Annotated in this window: 12 protein-coding genes; 10 read left to right on the top strand and 2 right to left on the bottom strand. The window is 46.1% G+C overall.

Translation table 11 applies throughout. From position 1 onward, the window contains the following. The first annotated feature begins 144 nt into the window (after nucleotides 1-144). Together QUA36_RS23710 and QUA36_RS23705 are read left to right on the top strand one after the other, a co-directional pair. Nucleotides 145-2010, top strand: coding sequence for an AAA-like domain-containing protein (locus QUA36_RS23710; RefSeq protein ID WP_333459303.1), 1866 nt, complete (start codon nucleotides 145-147; stop codon nucleotides 2008-2010). A gap of 271 nt (nucleotides 2011-2281) precedes the next feature. Next, nucleotides 2282-2881, top strand: coding sequence for a Uma2 family endonuclease (locus QUA36_RS23705; protein WP_333166910.1), 600 nt, complete (start codon nucleotides 2282-2284; stop codon nucleotides 2879-2881). Between the two features lie 13 nt (nucleotides 2882-2894). On the opposite strand, the gene QUA36_RS23700 is transcribed toward QUA36_RS23705, so the two are convergent. Further along, entirely contained in the window at nucleotides 2895-3653 is a 759-nt protein-coding gene (locus QUA36_RS23700) for a 5-formyltetrahydrofolate cyclo-ligase (RefSeq protein ID WP_333459302.1), read from the bottom strand. A gap of 116 nt (nucleotides 3654-3769) precedes the next feature. Here QUA36_RS23700 and QUA36_RS23695 point away from each other — a divergent pair, with 116 nt between their 5' ends. Further along, a complete protein-coding gene (locus QUA36_RS23695; protein ID WP_333459301.1) occupies nucleotides 3770-6550 on the top strand; it encodes an AAA-like domain-containing protein in 2781 nt (926 codons plus the stop codon). Between the two features lie 303 nt (nucleotides 6551-6853). On the opposite strand, the gene QUA36_RS23690 is transcribed toward QUA36_RS23695, so the two are convergent. Further along, nucleotides 6854-7318 (bottom strand): COP23 domain-containing protein, encoded by a 465-nt coding sequence (locus tag QUA36_RS23690; protein WP_333166903.1) that lies wholly within the window; start codon nucleotides 7316-7318, stop codon nucleotides 6854-6856. 344 nt (nucleotides 7319-7662) lie between these two features. Between QUA36_RS23690 and QUA36_RS23685 the strand changes: the two genes are divergently transcribed. From QUA36_RS23685 to QUA36_RS23655, 7 genes are all read left to right on the top strand, one after another. Continuing rightward, a complete protein-coding gene (locus QUA36_RS23685; protein ID WP_333132866.1) occupies nucleotides 7663-8160 on the top strand; it encodes an HNH endonuclease in 498 nt (165 codons plus the stop codon). Nucleotides 8161-8397: 237 nt separating this feature from the next. Continuing rightward, nucleotides 8398-9675, top strand: a complete 1278-nt coding sequence (locus QUA36_RS23680; protein ID WP_333459300.1) for a bifunctional oligoribonuclease/PAP phosphatase NrnA — start codon at nucleotides 8398-8400, stop codon at nucleotides 9673-9675. An 868-nt stretch (nucleotides 9676-10543) separates the two neighbouring features. Further along, entirely contained in the window at nucleotides 10544-14188 is a 3645-nt protein-coding gene (locus tag QUA36_RS23675; protein ID WP_333459299.1) for a diguanylate cyclase domain-containing protein, read from the top strand. Nucleotides 14189-14281: 93 nt separating this feature from the next. Beyond that, complete coding sequence (gene sixA, locus QUA36_RS23670) at nucleotides 14282-14776, top strand: phosphohistidine phosphatase SixA (RefSeq protein WP_333459298.1); 495 nt, start codon at nucleotides 14282-14284, stop codon at nucleotides 14774-14776. Nucleotides 14777-15010: 234 nt separating this feature from the next. Beyond that, nucleotides 15011-16183, top strand: coding sequence for a citrate synthase (locus QUA36_RS23665; RefSeq protein ID WP_333453081.1), 1173 nt, complete (start codon nucleotides 15011-15013; stop codon nucleotides 16181-16183). Between the two features lie 349 nt (nucleotides 16184-16532). Beyond that, entirely contained in the window at nucleotides 16533-20042 is a 3510-nt protein-coding gene (locus QUA36_RS23660; RefSeq protein ID WP_333459297.1) for a sacsin N-terminal ATP-binding-like domain-containing protein, read from the top strand. After that, nucleotides 20032-21204, top strand: a complete 1173-nt coding sequence (locus QUA36_RS23655; RefSeq protein WP_333459296.1) for a hypothetical protein — start codon at nucleotides 20032-20034, stop codon at nucleotides 21202-21204. Before QUA36_RS23660 ends, QUA36_RS23655 begins: the two co-directional genes overlap by 11 nt. The last annotated feature ends 187 nt before the right edge of the window (nucleotides 21205-21391 follow it).

Below are 21391 nucleotides of genomic sequence, written 5' to 3'. Positions count from 1 at the left end.
GTTTGAGGAGTCGATCGCCCAAAAAATCTCTCCAAGTAAAATTCCTTAAATTCCGGCTGGCTGATTATCTTCCTTAAAATCGCCCAAAATAGGAACTTAAGGCGTTAAAATTTCTAGATTCGTTCCCCTTTCAGTGCAAGCGAAGTGCTCAAGTCAAAACGCGATCGTGGTCGCATTCTCACTGCCTCTGGCTTAAAGAAACTTAACGAGGCGCTCCAAGAATGGTCTGACCAAAATAACATTAGAGGTACTCTGACGGAAATCGAGGCTGAATCTGGCGTCGGTGCCGATACAGTCAGCAAAATTAAGCAGGGTAGAGAAGGTGCGGATTTGAGTAAAATTCGACAGTTGTTCGCGGCTTTTGAAATGACTCTGGCTGCTAGCGACCATCGATCGGCTAAACTTGAGGAACCGACAAGTTTAGACGAGCTGGACAATTCGCCGGCAGCGGAAGATACAGCCAGCAACAGAATTGTTAAAGTATTTGTGAGTTATCGCAGCGCCGAACCCGATCGCGAGTTAGGAAAACAGTTAGAAACGGCCTTAAGCGCGATCGGTCATACAGTTTTTACAGCAGAAAATAACATTAGATTAGGAGATAATTGGTTCGATCGCATTAATTTCTTTCTCCAAGAATGCGATTATTTGTTGTTGCTGCTGCCGCCAACGGGAAACCAAAGCGAACTACTAACATATCAAGTTCAGCAAGCAAAAGAGCTGCAAGACTCTCGCCCTGACAGAAAACCAATAATTCTCCCCATCCGCGTCGGTTTTCCCCTGAACGCCCCTCTAAATCACGACTTGCGGGGCTATCTGTACCGGATCAAACAGAGGGAATGGAAAACCACCGCCGACACTCCAATTATTATCGAAGAAGTTCTGAACTTGCTAGCAGAAACTCCCGCACCAGTCACAGAAGAAACAGAAGATTTAACACAAAACCAGGTATTAGAAATTAGCAGCGACGAAATACCTCTACCCGCCGCCGAACCGGAATTACCGGGAGGACAAGTCGATGTCGCTTCTCAATTTTATGTAGAACGCCCGCCCATCGAAGAACGCTGCTATCAAACTATTGTGCAGCCCAGCGCCTTAATTAGAATTAAAGCACCGAGACAAATGGGCAAAACTTCCTTGATGGCAAGAATTTTGCATCACGGAGCCCGTCAAGGCTATTGCACCGTGCCGCTAACTTTTCAGTTAGTAGATAAAGCCGTATTCGCCAACTTAGATAAATTCTTAAAGTGGTTTTGCGCTTACGTCGGCCGCGAGTTGCACTTACCAAATCAATTAGACGATTATTGGGACGAGATTTTTGGCAGCAAAGTCAACTGCAAAGATTACTTTGAAAAATACATTTTGCCGCAAATCGACAGTCCTTTAATTTTAGGATTAGACGAGATCGATCGCGTTTTCCAATATCCCGACATTGCCGAAGACTTCTTAGGACTGCTGCGGGCGTGGCACGAAGAATCAAAGCGGCGCGACATCTGGAAAAAACTGCGATTAATTGTAGTTCACTCCACCGAAGTTTACATCCCGATGAACATCAATCAATCACCTTTTAACGTCGGGCTGCCCGTCGATTTACCGGAATTTAACCACCAGCAAATACAAGATTTAGCAGCGCGCCACAACTTGAATTGGTCGGAAGCCCAAGTTGAGGAATTGATGGCAATTGTCGGCGGACATCCGTATTTAGTGCGAGTTGCATTATATCACATTTCGCGATCGGATTTGACACTAGATGAATTAAAAGAAACTGCGATCGCAGATACGGGAATTTACAGCGACCATTTGCGCCGGCAGTTGTGGAATTTGGAAGAATATCCTGAGTTAGCGGAGGGGATGAGAGAGATTGTGGGGGCGGACTCTCCGGTGCAGTTAAAGGCTATGCAGGCGTTTAAATTAGACAGTTTGGGGTTGGTTAAGTTGCAGGGGAACGAGTGCGTGCCGAGGTGTGAACTGTACCGGCAATATTTTCGATCGCACTTAAGCGCGATCGTGTAAAATTTTGTGCGTAAGTGCGGCAAGTAATAATCAGGTGAATGATACCCATGAACGATATTTTTTTGATAACATCCGATAATTGGCTAGACTGGATCACCGTGTTTGGTTATCTAGCCTTTACAGCTTTCATTGCATGGCGCGTATTCACCACAAAGTAGATAGATTATGAAATCACCTTCTTCTTATTCTTTCTTACTTCGCGTTCTTTGCGCCTTCGCGGTTCGTTAAATAAACAGTAAAATAAGAAAAGAATCAACTCGCCCATACAGTTATGCCGCCCGTCGAAAGTGTTGCAGCAATTCCGAACGATCTGATTTTACGCTTGAGCATCGAGCAGTATCATGCGATAATTCAAGCTGGCATTCTCACGGATGATGACTCTGTAGAATTGCTGGAAGGTTGGCTGGTTTTCAAAATGCCCAAAAATCCACCGCATCGAGTCACAACTCGTCTTGTCAGAACAGCTTTAGAGAATATTTTACCTGCGGGGTGGTATGTTGATTCCCAAGAACCGATAACGCTCTCCAACAGCGAACCCGAACCTGATATAGTGGTTGTTCGAGGGGATACGCGACAGTATCTCGATCGCCATCCTGGTGCTGAAGATATTGCGCTGATTATTGAAGTATCAGATACGACGCTTCAGCGCGATCGCACTGTTAAAAAACAGATTTATGCCCGCGCTGGAATTTCCATTTATTGGATTGTGAATCTTGTGGAAGAACAGGTTGAGGTGTACTCTCAACCTCTTGTGGAAGTTGAGCAGCCAGATTACAGTCAAAGGTTGGATTTCGGGCGCTCGGCTGTTATACCGATTATTATTGAAGGGATAGAAATTGGGGCGATCGCTGTAGATGCTCTTTTGCCTTGATTTTGATTGAAAGCTATTTTTTATTGGTTAATTGCTCTCTCAACTTTCGCAAAATTGGAATTTTTTCCAACTGTTCCGGCCGTATACTATCCCAGTTTAACCCAATTGGACGCGGATAACTTGTATTAGTTTCAATTACCTCCTGGGCAGTAACAATCCAATTCAGCGCCCAATCGTGAGCTTGCATTGGTAAACGCGAATCTTCGACTATTTGCAAAGGATGCACTGTTGTTACAATTGGCGTATCGATTTGTACTAACCCGAATTCCTGCAACATAGCCAATTCCAAATCGGCAAAACCTGCACCTTTCCCGGTTCTTCCCCCGTTGCGCGCCACCCCTACACAACCGACTATTACTAAATCGATCGGCTCCATTTCTGCAAAACTTACCAATTTTCCGCAACTCAGTGCTTTGCGGGCGATCGCACTTTCGGCAATAGATATATTTTGTTTCTGCAAATCCTCAGCAGTCAACTCAACAAAACAGCGATCGTCTGTCAATCGCGGTACTGCCATATACAGGCGTTTTCCATCTTGCAAAGCTCGCATCCGCACCGGAATTTGCGCCGAATCTGGATTGCACTTAATCGTTTTTGCTTGTTGCCATATTGGTAAAGTTGCCAATTTTTCGGCCGCAAAATCAGCACCGACAAAGTTGGGAATATGACCGAACGGATTGCCAATAGATGCGACTTGGTGCTTCAGCAAAGACCAAATTTCCGCCCTTAAGTAGTCTTTGTCTTGGTGATATCCACTCCAATCAGTTTTCATACTGTATTGTGCTACAATTTATCATACAGAATTATGCTTTAATACCGCCTCACTTCTTCAGTCCGCGAAAGCGGATTTTGTTTGTGTAGTAGCGGTTTCAACCGCCAATAACTTATATGAATTTTACCACAAAGCCCAGTTACTATCAAGTCGGCGGCAGTCTCACCAATAACGCTCCCAATTATGTGAAGCGGCAAGCCGACGACGACCTTTATAACGGATTAAAAGCCGGAGAATTTTGCTATGTTTTGAATTCCCGGCAAATGGGCAAATCTAGCTTGCAGGTGCGGACAATTCAACGGCTGAGAAATGAAGGAATTGCTTGTGCTGCGATCGACATTTCGGAAATTGGCAACCGCGGCGTCACTCCCGAACAGTGGTATGCTGGTTTGCTACGCATTCTCGAAAATAACTTTAACCTGTCGGATATTGTCAACGTGCGGACTTGGTGGCGCGATCGCAATTTTTTAACTCCAGTTCAAAGATTGAGCGAATTCATCGAAACCGTACTTTTACCCAACATTACCAGCAATATTGTCATTTTTATTGACGAAATCGACAGCATTCTCGCCCTAGATTTTCCCGCCGACGATTTTTTAGCCTTAATTCGATCGTGCTACAACAAGCGCGCCAACCATTCAGAGTTCGATCGCCTAACTTGGGCCCTTTTAGGTGTAGCATCCCCGACGGATTTGTGCCGCGAGCAAAATGCCAGCAGCAATACCCCTTTTAATATTGGCAAGGCGATCGAATTAACTGGTTTTGACGAAACAGAAGCTCAACCGCTAGCAGCGGGGTTGGCAGAGCTTACAGACAGCCCTAATGAAGTTTTGAGAGAGGTTTTGTATTGGACGGGCGGGCAGCCTTTTTTGACTCAAAAGCTGTGCAAACTATTGTTGGAAAACCCACAATTAATCCCGAATTTACCCCCCCCAACCCCCCCTTGCCAAGAGGGGGAGGAAGATGCAGCCGCCCGTTGTCAAGAGGGGGAGAAAGATAACATTCACCCTTCTAAAGAGTGGGTGGAGAAAGTAGTGCGCTTGAAAATAGTGGAGAATTGGGAATCTCAGGATGTCCCAGAACATTTGTCCACAATTCGCGATCGGCTTTTCAAAGAAAACCAGCGCATTGTCAGGAGACTGGGATTGTATCAGCAAATTTTAGAACAAACTGAAATTGTCCCCGATGGTAGTGCCGAACAAATGGAGTTGCGATTAAGCGGATTAATCGTTAAGCGCGGGGAGAAATTAACAATTTCTAATCCTATTTATGAAGCTGTATTTAACAAAGAGTTAATTGAAGAAAAATTAGAAAAACTCTCGCCTTACTCGGAAGCTATCAAACTCTGGCTAAATTCTAGCTGTGAAGATGATTCCCAACTCTTGCGAGGAGATGATTTGCAGTCAGCATTAGTTTGGGCGGCCGGAAAAAGTTTGAGAAACGAAGATTTTCAGTTTTTGACGGCTAGTCAGAAAGTCATTTTGAGCGACCAAAATCAACTGCTGCATTCAGCTACACTCGAAACCAAAAAAGCTGTATGTGATGCCGAAAAAGCTTTGAGTGAAGCTGACTCTGCCAAACAAAAAGCCAAACAGTGGATCGGCATCGGTTCTGCGGTACTGGCAGCATCGTTACTGACGGCGATCGGCTTTTCAACTCTCGCTTACCAGCGGTTTAAACTAGCACAAGCAAGTATTGAAATCGAACAAAATGGCAGCGATGCTTTATTGTTGGCTGTTTCTCAAAAAACCGAAAACACAGAAGCTTTATCAGAAGCTTTACTGAGGGCGATAGCCTCGGGTAAAAAGTTAAAAACCTTGGTGAAAAACAAACTGCGCCTAGAACAATATCCGGCAACTATACCGCTGTTAGCCTTACAAGTAATTCTCGATCGAATTAGCGAAAAAGAGCAGATTAAAGCCTCATCACTTTCACAAAGAAAGATAAAGTGGCAAGCTCATACCGGTGCAGTTACCAGTGTCAATTTTAGCCCAAATCGCCCAATTTTAGTAACCGCAGGAGTAGACGATAGAGTTCGGATTTGGAACGTGTTCGGACAAAAACTTGTTGAATGGAAAGCTGGGCAGCAGTCAGTTAATATGGTAAACTTTAGCCCAAACGGTAATTTTTTAGCAACTGCAGGAAGGGACAGCACAGTTAAAATATGGAATTTATCAGGAAAAAATATTTCTACATTCAAAGGGATTCAAGGCTCAGTTACCAGCATCAGTTTTAGTCCCGACGGACAGTTGTTGGCGGCCGCAGGAATAGACAGCAATGCTGCAATTTGGAAATTAGTTTCAAAACTGCCAAAATCAATATCGTCTAGCGTCGTGAAACTTCCCGGCCACAACGGCTTAGTGAGAAGCGTAAATTTTAGCCCAAACGGAGATTTTATAACGACTTTAGATGGCAAATCTACAGTGCGAATTTGGAATTTGTCGGGAAAACTGAAAAAAACACTTCCCCTTCAGGCAATTGGGCTCAGTTTCACTGCGGCTCCCCACCAGTATCGATTTGCGACAGTAACATTGAATGGTAAAGTTGGGCTGTGGAATCTGTCAGAAAAAGAATTAGTTAAGGAATTTCAAACATTGCATTTAGATGCGAAATCAATTAGCTTTAGTCCCGACGGAGAACGGCTTGCTACAGTGGGAATTGATAAGACTGTACGGCTGTGGAATTTAGCGGGGCGGCAGGTGGCTCAATTTGAGTTCGAGGAGAATGTTGTTAGTGTTAGTTGGAGTCGAGACGGAAAGCAAATTGCTGTAGCTGGAAGCAACGGCACTGTCTGGCTGAGGCAGGTTGAAGGGTTAGAAGAATTGCTGAAGCAAAGCTGCAATTTTTTCACCACTCAACCGAAGTATTTTACAAGAGTTTCAACTATCTGCAAATAGGGTGTACGCATCACTTTAGCAAGTAGGACACAGCATTGCCCATAGGTGTCAACTTCCAACTTCCAACTTCACGTTAAACCGACAGTCCGACAGATGTTGAAACCCCTGCCTCCAAGCTAAAATCCTCTCAAGAGGACTAATGAGTTCTTCAGTCCTCTTTGAGATGACTTTAGCTATTAGATAGACAGGGAATTCATTCCCTGGCGGACTGCCGGGTGAGCGGGAGGACTGGCAGACGAAAAGCTTAAGTTGACACCAATTGACATTGCCGTGTCTCTACCCGTAGCTAATGAGTTATGACTATCAATTTACTTTAACAGGCGAAACACTTACATTAGGATTTGTAACTCTTTTTAAGAGTTCTTGTCGGGCTTGTTCTGGATTTTGGCCTTTGGGTACTTGATATAATAATCTACAGGAACCGTCTTGAGGATTAGCTGCACAAATAATTAGTTGACCGGTGGTCGATGCACCTGCTGTGACAACATTCTCCCAGCTTCCTTGCGGTTGCGAGTTGTTGAGAATTCCTGAGACTCTGGTGCACCGAGTAATCGCATCTTCTCCTGATTCATTAAAATAGTTATCAGCTAGCCACAAAATAACGGGAATATTTTTGCCTTGTTGAACAGCAATTGTAGCTGGGCGGCCGCCAGCAGCGCCGCAGAAGAATGAAGGCGTTTGGGCCAAGGCTGGACTGTTTGCTAAAATCGGAGCAGCAAGAGCAATAATTGACGCGCTAAAAGCAGACTTGAAGAGCCGAAATTTCATGAGCAGTAATAAGCTGTTTCATTTAAGGTTACTAATAGTCTAAAAAGTTAAACTGTTTGCTGCCGGGAAGATTAGGCATTTAGAGAAAAAAATAAAATTTATTCTGCAAATTTTTGCGATCGCACACACTGGCCTCATCTAAGCCAAAACTCCGGGAAAAAAGCTCGCTGACAAACACCAAAGGCAGAAAATAGATGCAGCCCTAGGGGCCGAGGCGCGAAGGTATAGGGTAAAGGTGCGGTTTTTCACCGTTTTTTGCGATCGCCTCGCTCTTCCTGATGCCACCCCACCTAAAGGGGAACCTGTGTTAATATCGAAAAAAATATTCTCTTTAATAATCAACAATGGGCAATGTTCTGGTGCTGAACGCCTCCTACGAACCCCTTAACATCACCAATTGGCGAAGGGCGGTAGTTTTGTTGCTGAAAGGAAAAGCAGAACAGGTAGAACACAACGGGAAATTTATTGCGCCAAACTTCCCGCTACCAACTGTGATCCGACTGCGGCATTACGTCCGAGTTCCCTATAAGGATATTCCGCTAACCCGCCGGAACATCTTGCACCGGGATGCACACTCTTGTCAATACTGTAGTTATACGGGGGACGATTTAACCCTCGATCATGTAATTCCCCGATCGCGCGGAGGAGGCGACACTTGGGAAAATCTCGTCACCGCCTGCGTGCGCTGCAATGTCAATAAAGGCAGCCGCACGCCAAAAGAAGCGGGAATGCCGCTGCGCTATCCGCCGAGGAAACCTCACAGTGGTCTTTATTTTGAAGTCACTAAACACGTTAAGAGCGGTATGCACAAAGAATGGCAAAAATATGTAATAGGCCTTTAAAACCCCTGTCAGCGCAAGCGCGGGGGTTTTTTGCGGAAGTTCTGAGTCCTGAGATTGCTTCTTCGTTCCTCGCAACGCATACGCCGTGCATCAGTTAAAAAGTTAAAGATAGAATTTACGCTCTTAAATTCGGTTTCTCGTAAGAAGTATTGGCTTCGACAACGAGGCATCTACACAGAAACCGGGTTTAAGAGCGAATGTCGCGCCAATCCTGAATAGTTAAATTGTTAATTTTTAATGATGAAAGATCACGCCCTTACCAATTCCGATGGAACATCTGGCAACCGCCAAGTTGAGCTTGAACCCAGCAGCGAGGTTGTAGCCGGAGTGACTGCGCCTGCGAAACGGCGCAGCAAAGCCGAAGTTGCTTCCGAAGAGAATCGCGGCCGTCTCCGCGAGGAATTGCACGATCGCAAAGTCGAGCAATTGCGCCAAATGTTCGATCGGCACAAAGGCACTCGCCAGTTAATCTTGCTACAAGATTTTCCAGATCCCGACGCACTATCAAGCGCTTGGACTTACAAATTAATCGCCGAACAGTACGATATCCAATGCGAGATTATCTACGCCGGCGCCCTCAGCCACCAAGAAAATATTGCTTTAGTTAAATTGACAGGGTTGCCGTTGCAGCGCTGGACTTTGGAAACACTAAAAACTAAGGATTTGTCGGTGTTTCAGGGCTGCGCTTTCATTGACAATCAAGGGACGACTTGTAACTTAACCGAGTATATTTTAGCGGCTGGAGTTTCGATCGCTGCCGTCATTGATCATCACAATTTGCAGGGGGAAATGAATGCAGAATTTACCGATTTGCGCCCTCAAATCCGCGCTACAGCCACGATTTTTGCCGAGTATTTACAGTCTGGACTTTTAGCTCTCGACGCCAGCGTCAGTCTGCACATCAAGTGCGCTACAGCTTTGATGCACGGTTTGCGATCGGATACGATCGCCCTCAGACAAGCTCAGGAGGAAGACTTTTTAGCGGCGGCTTATTTGAGCCGATTTTACGACCCGCAGTTGCTGAATGCCGTGTTACAGTCGTCTCGTTCTAAGTGGGTGATGGACGCGATCGAGCGATCGCTCAAACACCGCACTGTCCAGAACAATTTCTCGATCGCCGGCATCGGCTACCTCCGCTATGACGATCGGGATTCTATTCCCCAAGCGGCGGACTTTTTAGTAACAGAAGAGAACGTACATACAGCCGTTGTTTACGCAATTGTTCACGACAAGGACGAAGAAATTGAAGTAGTAATTGGCTCGCTGCGAACTAATAAACTTACTCTCGACCCCGACGAATTCATTAAAGAAGCCTTCGGTCAAGATGCTCAAGGACGCTTTTTTGGCGGCGGTAGAAGTCAAGCTGGAGGTTTTGAAATTCCGGTGGGATTTCTTTCTGGCGGCAATGAGAACAGCGATTATGCAAGGCAGAAATGGGAAGTATTCGATGATCAGATCAAGCAAAAGTTGCTGCATTTAATTAGTCCTAAAGACAATCCTGTTTACGACCATTAACTCTGAACTTTCTAGGTGCGGTATTAATTCCAGCAACAGCCTGGGAATGCGAGCTTTTCGACCTCCGGTTGCTACCAGGTTTTGCCGTGTTTTTTTCTCATTCCGGGCCAGATATTAACTTGACAATCATTCATGCCCGCACTCCAACTCTCATCAACTGGGTTTTTTAACTCTTATTGAGTGTTTTAATTCATGCCTAGTCTAACTCTGCCAGGAACAGGCTTTCCGGCCTGTTCCACAAAAATTAAATTTTCTTGTGGGTAGTACGGATAGGGCAGGAGAATCCGCCCAGAAAAAGTTTATTTAAAATCGTGCAATATGTCAGTTTTAACGAAGTAAGGAGGTTGAAAAACCCGGTTGAGTTCTCCAGGGCTAACAGTAATAAATTTTCTACCAATTTTCCCAAATCATACACTAAATAAACCGGGTTTTTTAACAATTGTCAAGGGATACCACGAAGTATTTTGATCAAAAAACCAGGTTGGGGGCAAATTTAGTGTGATCTAGTTTCCTAAGATCCACAAGAATTCTTAGGTTTTAACAATTATACAGGGTTGATTTTTTGAAATTTTATTATTTATTCGCTAAATCAATCACAAGTTGTTATACTTGGTGCAGTAGCTTTTCGATAATAATTAGCAAAAAAACGCTTGAGAAGAAGCAAGATAGATACCAAACCACCTAAATCCTTGGCTAAATGACATAGAAAAAGGAATTGTAGCAGTCAAAAAAAGTTTGGCTCGCAACATGAATATTGTTTTTTTTCTAAGCCCAGCTAGCGATTCCTACGAGTTAAAACAAATTATTATATTTATTTGTGGCGGGTTAGAATAGTAGAAAATAGGTTAAAAAAATAAGGAACACGGAGATGTCTACAAAAAAGACTTTCTCTTGGTCGTTAGAGAAAAGCATAGAAAAAGTTTCAGAAATTGCACTTAAAATCAACGAGTTCGTGGATCTGAAGACAATTTTGCAATGTGCGCTAGAAGAAACCAGGGTGCTGCTGCAAACAGATCGCGTGATTATTTATCGCTTCCTACCGCATAGAGATAGGGTAGTATTTGCTGAATCTGTTGGTGATCAGTGGCTGTCAATCCAGGGGCAACTGATTCATGACCCTTGCCTTGAAGCAACCTGGGTAGAGCGTTACAGCCAGGGAAAAACGAGTGCCATTTCTGATATTCACGCTGGTGATCTGCAAGCTTTTGATGTCGAATTGCTCGATCGCATCCAAGTTCAGGCAAATTTAGTGGCGCCAATCTTGCTAGATTGCCAACAGCAGCAATCTCCGAAGCTTTGGGGACTGTTAATTGCTCATCACTGCCAAAGTCCTCGTCAGTGGGAACCTATCGACCTTGAGATCCTGCAACAGGTTGCAATGCACATCGGGTTGAGGATGTGGCACTTGGAATCTCACCGCCCGGCGATCGGGCCAAATCAACCACCGGAACTCGAAACAGAACCAAATCAAACTGATCCAAATACAGAAAGCGCGCCAAGAGTCAATCATCAAAATTGTCTACAACCAGAGTTTGCCTGTTCCCTAAGTGGCGATATTGTCCACCTCAAAGCCTTTGACTTGTTGCAAAACCCGATCTGGATATTTGATATTGAGGATTGGCAAATGCGGTGGGCAAACCAAGCCTCCTTGTACCTGTGGGATGCTTCGACGCGGCAACAACTGGCGAGCCACAACTTTTTTAGAGATATGTTGTCAGAGTCTACTCGGATTCGCTTGCAGACCTATCGACCGCAGTTTGAACAAGGCCAAACCTTGTCCAAGCAGTGGACGTTTTATCCGGGCGGTGAGCCTGTTTCTGTCGGCTGTAGGTGTTCTGGCATCAGGATTGATAGTGGGCGTTTGGCAATCCTGGTCGAGGGTAAGGTCGAAACCGCTCCTCAAATCGAACCGGAGACCCTGCGATCGATCGAGGCAATCCGACACACCACGCTGATGGTTTCGCTGTACACCCTCGAAGGTGTGCCGCTGCTGCAAAACCCGGCGGCCTTGCGCTGTTATGGGGATATGCAGCCGCCTGACTCTGCGACAGATAATGCTTTTGTGAGTCGCTTTGTTGACTCTCAGGTAGCAGAGCGAGCAATGGCAGTTCTTAAGTCCGGTGAGGTATTTAGCACGGAGGCTCAAGTGATTACTCTGGCGGGAATTCGCTGGCATGGGATGGACGTGCGATGTACCAACGACCCGGTAACAGGCAACCCGATGTTGCTCGTGAACGAAAAGGACATTACCGACCGCCAGCAGGTAGAAACAGCGCTGCAAAAGAGTGAAACTCGGTTGTCAGAAGCCCAGCGGGTTGCCCACATCGGTAGCTGGGAATTTGACGTGATTGCCGGTAAAATTACCTGGTCTCCCGAACTATTCGAGATTTTGGGACGATCCAGGGCACTGGGCGAACCTACCTATGAAGAAAACCTGCGGATTTACCATCCCGAAAGTGCCAGACAGCTACACCGGGTAGTTCAACGAGCGCTCACTCACGGAGAGCCTTATCTATTGCGCCTCAGAATCGTGCGCCCGAATGGTTCTATCCGCCATACCGAAGCCAGAGGACAGGTCCAACTCAATGCAGAGGGAAAAGTCATTCGGTTGTTTGGTACATCCCAAGACATTACGGATCTTGTCCAGGCAGAAACAGAACTCAGAGAATTGAGTACAGCCCTTGCTAATGCCGTTGAGGGCATCTCGCGGCTGGATATTTTCGGACGGTACATCACCGTTAATCAAGCCTACGCGAATATAGCAGGTTATCAGCCTGAAGAAATGGTTGGTATGAGTTGGCAGAAAACAGTTCATCCCGAAGACTGCGACAGGATGATGGCCGCTTATCAAAAAATGCTAGCGGAGGGCCGAGTGGAGGTTGAGGCCCGGGGTATCCGGAAAGATGGCTCGATTTTTTACCAGCAATGGGTGATGTTGGCAGCCTACGACTCGCAGGAGCGATTGATCGGGCATCACTGCTTTATGAAAAATATCACCGATCGCAAGCAAGCAGAAGCAGCATTGCAACAAGAGTTCAAGCGTCTGGCGGTGGTGATTGCCACGCAACAGGAAATCGCCACCCCCAATCCTAACCTGGATACAGTGATGGCTGTGATTACCGATCGAACTCAAAAATCGCTCGGTGCCGATGGGGCCGTGATTGAAATGCTGGAAGGGGATGAGTTGGTGTATCGGGCAGCCAGCGGTATCGCCAGCGCCTATGTGGGATTACGGATCAAAGTAGGGGCAAGTTTATCGGGAAAATGTATTGCGACCGGCCAAATCATGCTTTGCGATGATTCACAAACCGATGCACGGGTGGATCAGTCTGCCTGCCAGCGCATTGGTATCCGGTCACTGGTGGTTGTTCCCTTGTTCTATCAGGACGATCGGGTTGGCGTCTTAAAAGTTGTTTCAGCTACACCCTGTGCCTTTACAGAGTCAGATATTCATACCTTACAACTGATGGCGGGGTTTTTGGCGGGTAGCCTGCATCTGGCTTCAGAGTTTGATGCTAAAAACATTCTCCTGAGTCAATTGCTCGAAAGCGAGGAACGGTATCGTTCTGTGATTACAAGCATGACTGAAGGCGTCGTACTTCAGCTAGCAGACGGACAAATTACTACCTGTAATGCTAGTGCCGGAAGGATTCTCGGACTGACCCCCGAACAAATGATGGGGCGTACATCCATAGATTTAGACTGGCGAACCGTTCAGGAAGATGGCTCTCACTTCCCCTGCCAACAGCATCCGGCAATGATTACCCTACGGACGGGAAAACCCGTATCAAATGTGGTGATGGGCATTCACAAATCGGATAAAACGCTGACTTGGATTTCGATTAATTCGCAACCGCTGTTCCAAATGAATCAGTCTCAACCCTATGGGGTAGTAACAACTTTTGCTGATATTACAGAACGCAAACAGGCGGAGGAGATGCTCAGAAATCAGGCTCAGCGAGACAGATTAATCGCCGCGACAGATGGGTTAACCCAAGTAGCAAACCGCCGCTGTTTCGATGAGCAATTGCAGTCGGAATGGCAGCGATTGAACCAGGGACAAAACCTGCTGTCCCTGATCATGTTGGATGTAGATTATTTCAAGCGATATAACGATTGCTACGGACATCAAGCTGGGGATATTTGTTTAGTAAAAGTGGCTTCATCGGCGGCACAAGCGGTTAAACGTTCATCGGATCTGTTTGCACGTTACGGGGGCGAAGAATTCGCTGCTATCCTACCGAATACGGATGCGGATGGCGCGATCGCCGTTGCTGAGTCGATCCGAGAGGCAATCCGAGATTTGGGAATTCCTCACGAGCAATCTGATGTGAGCGCGATCGTGACCGTTAGCATGGGAATTGCAACTGTGATTCCCACTGCGGAAATATCACCAGATGAACTCATTGCCCTCGCCGATCAAGCATTATATGATGCGAAACGACAAGGGCGCGATCGCTACAAAAGCGCCAACCAGATGACGGCGCCAGATTTCAATGCAGTTGTAGAATAGGCAAAATATGTCGATCGCGCCCAACTTCACGCATAAGTTCGTAGGCGTAAGCCGGGGCGTAGCCATCGCACAGCTATCAAAAGGACATCGACAGTGCATTTATATCTGATCCGCCACGGTATCGCAGCCGCACCCGAAGAATATGATACAGACTCAGAACGCCCGCTGACTAAAGAGGGCGAGCGTAAAACCCGGAAAATTGCCCAGCGGCTGTACGAACTCGAAATTCAGTTTGACTTGATTCTCACCAGTCCCCTACTGCGCGCCCAGCAAACCGCCCAAATCCTGCAAACCGTCGGTTTGAGTTCCAAAATAGAAGAATCCGCCACCCTCGCACCTTCAGGAGACATTGGGAAGTGGCTGGAGTGGTACAAACAGTGGCAGGAAATAGGTAGTGGCAGCTTGGCCCTGGTGGGCCACCAACCAGACTTAGGCCACTGGGCAGAAACTTTGCTTTGGGCTCGATCGCAAGATGCCCTGATTCTCAAAAAAGCAGGTATCATCGGCTTAATCCTCCCGGAGACCGGCTCCCCAGTGGGCCGCAGCCAAATGTTTTGGCTAACTGCGCCCAAGTTTTTGCTGCGCTAGAAACAGCGAACCGCCCCGACAGTAACAGGACGCGCCAGCCCTCTTAAACCCGCATTATCGGACGCGGAAACCTGGTTTGAGGGGCGACAATACGCAGCGGTGCGATCGGGCTGTCTATTGAAAAACCAGATTTCTGAACCCACATTAAACGATTATTTGTCAAGACTGCGACACTATCTTGGTTTCTGGTAATGTACTTTTATGTAGATTGAACTCACACAAAACGGTATCGCAATGGTCGTCGGCGAATTCAAACCAGGTTTAGAAGGTGTTCCCGCCACCTTGTCCAGCATTAGCTACGTCGATGGACAAAAAGGGTTGCTGGAATATCGCGGGATTAGCATCGAGGAACTGGCACTGAAAAGTTCCTTTCTCGAAACTTCATATTTATTAATCTGGGGGGTACTTCCGACAAAGGAAGAACTAGAAGCTTTCGAGCATGAAATTCGCTATCACCGCCGGATCAAATATCGCATCCGGGACATGATGAAATGCTTTCCAGAAAGAGGACATCCCATGGATGCCCTGCAAGCTTCAGCGGCCGCCCTGGGCTTGTTCTACTCCCGCAGAGCCCTGGCTAACCCAGCATACATTCGAGAAGCTGTAGTACGACTGCTAGCTAAGATTCCCACAATGGTAGCAGCGTTCCAGCAAATGCGACGGGGAAATGACCCGGTGCGGCCGAGGGATGACTTGAACTACTCGGCTAACTTTCTTTATATGCTCAACGAGCAAGAACCCGATCCGCTGTTAGCTAGCATTTTTGACACTTGTCTGACTCTCCACGCTGAACATACAATTAATGCCTCTACATTTTCGGCAATGGTAACAGCTTCGACGCTGACAGACCCTTACGGAGTGATTGCTTCAGCAGTTGGCACTTTGGCGGGGCCGCTGCACGGGGGAGCTAATGAAGAAGTGATTGATATGTTGGAGCAAATTGGTTCGGTAGAAAACGTGCGGGCTTTTGTGGAGAAAAGCGTTGCAAATAAGGACAAAATCATGGGTTTCGGTCACCGAGTTTACAAGGTGAAAGATCCGAGAGCAACTATTCTTCAGAGGTTAGCGGAACAGTTGTTTGAGAACTTCGGCCGCGACGATTATTACGACATTGCTGTCAAGTTGGAAGAAGTGGTTGAAGAGAAATTGGGCCAGAAAGGAATTTATGCAAATGTAGATTTCTATTCTGGTTTGGTTTACCGAAAAATGGGAATTCCGCTGGACTTGTTTACGCCGGTTTTTGCGATCGCCCGTGTTGCTGGCTGGTTGGCCCACTGGAAGGAACAGCTAGAGGCAAACCGCATTTACCGCCCGACTCAAATATATACGGGGACTCACGGTGCTCCTTATATTGCGATCGAGGACAGGTCCCCATCCTACAGCACAATTATCAACCCAGATAGGTAAATGGCGAGAGGAATTGTTTTGCTTTCGTGAAGTGTTGAATTAAAAATTGCTTTCGCCTTCCGAGTCAGGAAGCAATCTCTGTCTGCCACAAGCTGCCGTGCTGGGTTATACCCCTCTTGTATGTTGTGCTATTTGTTGGCGACAATAGTAAGAAGTGACGATTTTCAGGAACTCCGGTCCTCAGACTTGCGGGTCTGAGGCTTTTTATTGCAATATTACGAATATCTTTTGGTAGGTTGCTGCGCGCGCACCCTACTTGTATTTACGCTTGGCTTGTATAGTATTAGGTAGAAAGTGAAGATGCGCGATCGCATTTAAATTCCTCCCGCTTTTAGTCGTCAGAACATCTATGGCTTACAGCAACAACGAACTTGATGGCAAGTCTTTCTACCAATCCGAACCCTTAATCGCCCGCTTGAGAGGGATTATCCGAGATTATCCCGAAGGCGTTGGCATTATCAAGGAGTTGATCCAAAATGCTGACGACGCTAAAGCAACGCGGGTAGAAATTACTCTTGATTGGCGCCACCATCCGGTCAAACAATTGCCTGACGATCGTATGGTAGTGCTAATGGGGCCGGCGATGTTAGTCTACAACGATCGCGTGTTCGCAGACAAAGATTTTGAGAGCATTCGCAGTCTGGGACAAAGCGAAAAAGCGCGAGATTTGCAGAAAACTGGTAGATTTGGCGTGGGGTTTAATGCAATATATCATGTTACAGATTATCCGAGTTTCGTATCGCGCGATCGCATCATCTTTTTTGACCCTCACGGCGCGGCGATTCCCGGCACTTCCCGACAAGAACCGGGACGCGAATGGAATTTGGCAGACGCTAAATGGTACGAAAAATATCCCGATTTTATGCAAGTCTACGCAGCGGGAGGATTGCCATTTGGAGATACAAATTTTCAAGGCACTTTGTTTCGCCTGCCTTTAAGAAGTGCAGAACACGCGGAAAATAGCGAAATTCGCAAACAAGCTTTCACCGAATCAAACGTTAAGGAACTGCTAGACGAACTGAGGTATTCCGGTGAAGAACTTTTGCTATTTTTGAAATCGGTTCAGGAAATTAGAGTTTACGAAATTCCGGCAAACAGTCAAGAAACCAGGCAAGAAATTCTGGCGATTGTCACCAAAAATCCGCAAGAAGTCCGAGAAGCGCGGCAAAAACTCCTCAATGCAATTCCAGAGACTCCCGATAAACTGCTGGAATTGTGCCGCCGCAATCCTGACGGTTTGGTATCGGTTTCTTACCGTCACGAGATAGAAACGATTAGCTGCGATCGCACAATCAAGTCTACTTGGAGAATAGTCAGTTTAATTCGCACAGACGAAGGCGGCAATTTGGCAAAAGTCATAAAAGCAATGTACGAAAGCCAAGAAAAAGTCTTGCCTTGGGCGGGCGCTGCTGCTAGAATTAATGCTGTTAGTACCCAGGGAAATCCTCAACCTGTTTCCGGCAAAGTTTACTGTTTTTTGCCGCTTCCCCTGGAAACCGGGCTGCCGGTTCACATCAACGGTTTTTTCAACTTAAATAGTTCGCGGGACAACCTCAGCAGCGACAGCGGACAAACTGGAAAAGACAGGCCGAGAGCTATTTGGAACGGGCTACTCGCGCAGCACGTTTTGTCCCGCGCTTGTGCTAACTTAATTGTCGATTTAGTGCAAGATATCGGACGGTTTAAGCCAGAAGAATTTTACCAACTTTGGCCGGTTAGCAAAATTACTACTAGCAAAGCTCTGGAAGAACTGTACTGCTTTGTAATCCAGTTATTGTATCAAAGAGAAGTTGTGCGATCGGCTGTAGAACATACTGTAACTGAGGAGCAAATTAACGGGGCAGTCATGTCACCGACAAGATGGGTGACACCTCCGACAGTCAAAAATATACCCTCGAAAAAGTGGTGGGACGACTTATTAGAACCGCTGCGTGCCGATAATATCGATGTTCCAGATCCGCCATTGCCAGAGTCGATTTTGGCAGCTTTTAAAGATGCAAATTTGCCCTTGTCAACATTCACTGCTGCCAACTTGCGAAAGCATTTAACCGAAAATAAACCGCTAGGCGTTTCGTTGCTGGATGCACCGAAAGCCAGTCTGCAAAATCGGCAGTGGATTGGGAATCTGCTGCGTTATTGTCTCAGCGATAATTGCCAAGATTTGCGCGGTTTGCCGCTAGCTATTCTCGCTGACAATACTTTGCAAGTATTTGGGTATAATGCGATCGGAACCATCTACATTGCAGATGAGGCGCAGAGGGAAATATTTGCCAATTATCCAAAATGGTTTCTGCACCTAGATTTAACTAAATTATTGCCTGCATACAATCTAAATGGCATCTTTAACATGACTGCTGCGGAAGTAGCGAAAAAATTGGTTAATGTCATTGGTTCAACTGCGTCAGAAATTGATTGGAATCCAGATGCACCGCATCCCCCAAATGCAGAATGGTTGACTTTAGTTTATAATTATTTTTACAATATCAGTCCCAGATATTTGTCGCAAGAAACAGTCGAGCAATTGAAAAAAGTACCGCTGGTTCCGGGAAATCATGGTAAGCTTTATAAAGTGGGAACTGTTGACACTCCTTTGTTGCGGGGCGATAAAATTGAGGCGGAAACAATTGCAGCAGTGCAGTATTTTGGGGCGACACTTGTCAAGGCACCAGCAAAACTTGAGGCGGCGATTGAACAATTTGCCGATCGGCATAAAAATCAATTAGTCTATTTTATCACCGGCCCGGATATCCTAGACACAGTATATTCGCGGTGCGATCGAGGTTTGCCACCCTACCACCAACAGCATTATACCTCTCTCCTCAATTTCCTGGCAGCTTCAGAACCAACAAATTACGACCAAGATAGCCTCAACAAGCTGCGTCAACTACCAATTTACCCCACAACTTCCCACGAAATAGTTTCCCTCAACGATGAAAATGTCTACCTTCCGGGCGGTGGATACGAACCGCCGGAAATTGCAGGTACGTTGAGGCTTTTACGCATAGAAAAAAACAGGCAATGGCTGCGAATGTTTCAAGTTTTGCAAGTTCCGGTACTGAATCGCGCTAGACTGATTCGCGAGTGCTTGTTGCCTGAGTATGCCTCTTTTGCCCCTGAAGAACAATTAATCGCGCTGGCGTGGATTCGAGAGCATCTGAGTGAAGCTTGCAAAGAACTAGACAAAGCAGGAGAGAATGCTTTTTCATTCCAGGAAGAGCTGAAAAAGGCGCGTTTGGTACGCTGTAGCGATCGCAGGTTACGCTCTGCCGAATTAATTTATCATCCCGAAAGTCAAGTAGTCCGCCACATTCTAGGAAATTTAGCAGCTATTCCCGATATGGAATTTTACTTGCAAGATTATCCACTATGGCTCGAATTTTTCGATACTTTGGGTATGCGAAAAACCTTGAGTGCAGATGACATTTTAGTTTGTGTTGACAATCTAATTCAAACCGCCAATCGTTCAGGTGCAGGCACAGTAACCGATGCTTGTATTGCCGTTTTTAACTACATAGTTGATAATTGGGAGGCACTAAAATATACCAAAATTTGGAAGACCAACAAAACACTGGCTGAAACACTCGCAGATAAGCCTTGGGTTCCTGTCGAGCAAAATCCTCAAAAGTTAAGCCAATATCCCGGCGCTGCGATACCTGAACCCAGGCTGTATCGCGCTAAAGATGTCTGTTTCATTCAAGATGTTCGCTTAGTTGCTAGCCAAAAATTTTTATTTGCACGCCCTGAGTGCGACTTGCTGAAGCCCGAAATTAGAACTGCACTTGGTTTTGAGCCTGTAGATACCACTACAGTTATCGACCACTTTGATACACTCATCAAAACTTGGGAAAATGACAGTTGAAATCACGACATCCGACGATATAAACGCGCAGTTACAATCAGTAAAGGCAATTTACAAATATCTCGATGATACTTTCATCAAAGGCAGTATTTCCAGCGAACAACGCCAGCAAATTCAAAAGCGCTTTGCTCACCGTCAATGTCTGTGGGATGAGTCTAGGGGTAAGTTTTGGCGGCCAAAATACGCTTTTTTGGATGACGTGCCTTTTTTCGGCAACCGCCGCACAACTATAGCGGTTTCTCATCCATTTTCCGAAGTCTATCAGCTTTTGGGACAAGGGCGATCGCCTGTTGTACAAGATTACCTAGATTTTCTCGAAGAATTAGCAGCAGAGTACAGCAACACACCTTTAAACGCAGGAGATAAAAACTCTGCGATCGAGGTCATCGGCCGTCTAGAATCTCAACAGTCATTAGAAGGCTGCACAGTTAAAAACCCACCGATACTTACTGCTAACATCACACTTGCTCCCGCCTCTGAAGTTCTCATCCCGGACGCACCTTGGCGCAAAGATTACATTGATCCCAACCAGATACTGCACCAGCAAATCTCCCCAAACTTTGCCAAAGCTGCGGGAAGTCTTTCTTTATTAAAAGATGTGATTGAACGTCCGACGACGGTCAAAAATACCCTAAATACTAAAAGTAATGATTGGTGTCGAGAATGGCAAAATACGCTAAATTCCCCAGAATTTATATCGGGTTTAAAGCGGCTGATTTTCCACGAGCGCGACTCTGAACCAATCCTCGATATCATCTGGATTGCAAAGGCTAAAGTTTCGCCAGCTAGTCAAATTCATGTAGATTTATTCTGGAAGGGTGAAACCCAAATCGCGGCATCTATACCGGGGACCCAATACTTTGATGAGTTGAATAAAGTATTTCATATTATCAGTAGCAGTAGCAGATACATTATGCTCTGCTATTTAGCAGAGAGTATTAATGCTCGACTCGGCGAATATGCAGTGCAAAATCTGCTGCCACTGGCAAGCATTTTGGATGCTGAGCCGAACAATATTAATGCTTTGCTAAATGAGTTGCGAATTAGGTCTTTACCGGGGGATTTGTCTCCCGTCACCGCTCCTAATTTAGAAATTACATCCTCTGCAGGAGAAAAGGGCGATCGAAAGGGCGATCGCTCAATTTATTGGGGCGCATTTTGAGCGATTATAATGAGCATTATTATCGGCTCTGTAAGGTACGCAATGCGTACCCTACCAGCCTCTATTCTTCAGTCCGCGCAAGCTGACTTCGTTTGTGTAGACGCGGTTGAAAGAGACTGTTGGCGAATTAAAAAAGGGTGAAACCAAACATCCCATAATCATGGAAAAAAAACTACAATGAGGCAGA

It is taken from the genome of Microcoleus sp. Pol10D4 (assembly GCF_036701555.1).
Taxonomy (GTDB): Bacteria; Cyanobacteriota; Cyanobacteriia; order Cyanobacteriales; family Microcoleaceae; genus Microcoleus.
The sequence above is the reverse complement of the archived record's forward strand: the minus strand, read 5'-3'. Positions and strand labels throughout refer to the sequence as shown.

Coding starts and splice junctions, on each gene's coding strand:
- QUA36_RS23705 (WP_333166910.1), top strand. CDS start 2,282: ATGCCGCCCGTCGAAAGTGTTGCAGCAATTCCGAACGATCTGATTTTA.
- QUA36_RS23700 (WP_333459302.1), bottom strand. CDS start 3,653: ATGAAAACTGATTGGAGTGGATATCACCAAGACAAAGACTACTTAAGG.
- QUA36_RS23695 (WP_333459301.1), top strand. CDS start 3,770: ATGAATTTTACCACAAAGCCCAGTTACTATCAAGTCGGCGGCAGTCTC.
- QUA36_RS23690 (WP_333166903.1), bottom strand. CDS start 7,318: ATGAAATTTCGGCTCTTCAAGTCTGCTTTTAGCGCGTCAATTATTGCT.
- QUA36_RS23685 (WP_333132866.1), top strand. CDS start 7,663: ATGGGCAATGTTCTGGTGCTGAACGCCTCCTACGAACCCCTTAACATC.
- QUA36_RS23680 (WP_333459300.1), top strand. CDS start 8,398: ATGATGAAAGATCACGCCCTTACCAATTCCGATGGAACATCTGGCAAC.
- QUA36_RS23675 (WP_333459299.1), top strand. CDS start 10,544: ATGTCTACAAAAAAGACTTTCTCTTGGTCGTTAGAGAAAAGCATAGAA.
- QUA36_RS23665 (WP_333453081.1), top strand. CDS start 15,011: ATGGTCGTCGGCGAATTCAAACCAGGTTTAGAAGGTGTTCCCGCCACC.
- QUA36_RS23660 (WP_333459297.1), top strand. CDS start 16,533: ATGGCTTACAGCAACAACGAACTTGATGGCAAGTCTTTCTACCAATCC.
- QUA36_RS23655 (WP_333459296.1), top strand. CDS start 20,032: ATGACAGTTGAAATCACGACATCCGACGATATAAACGCGCAGTTACAA.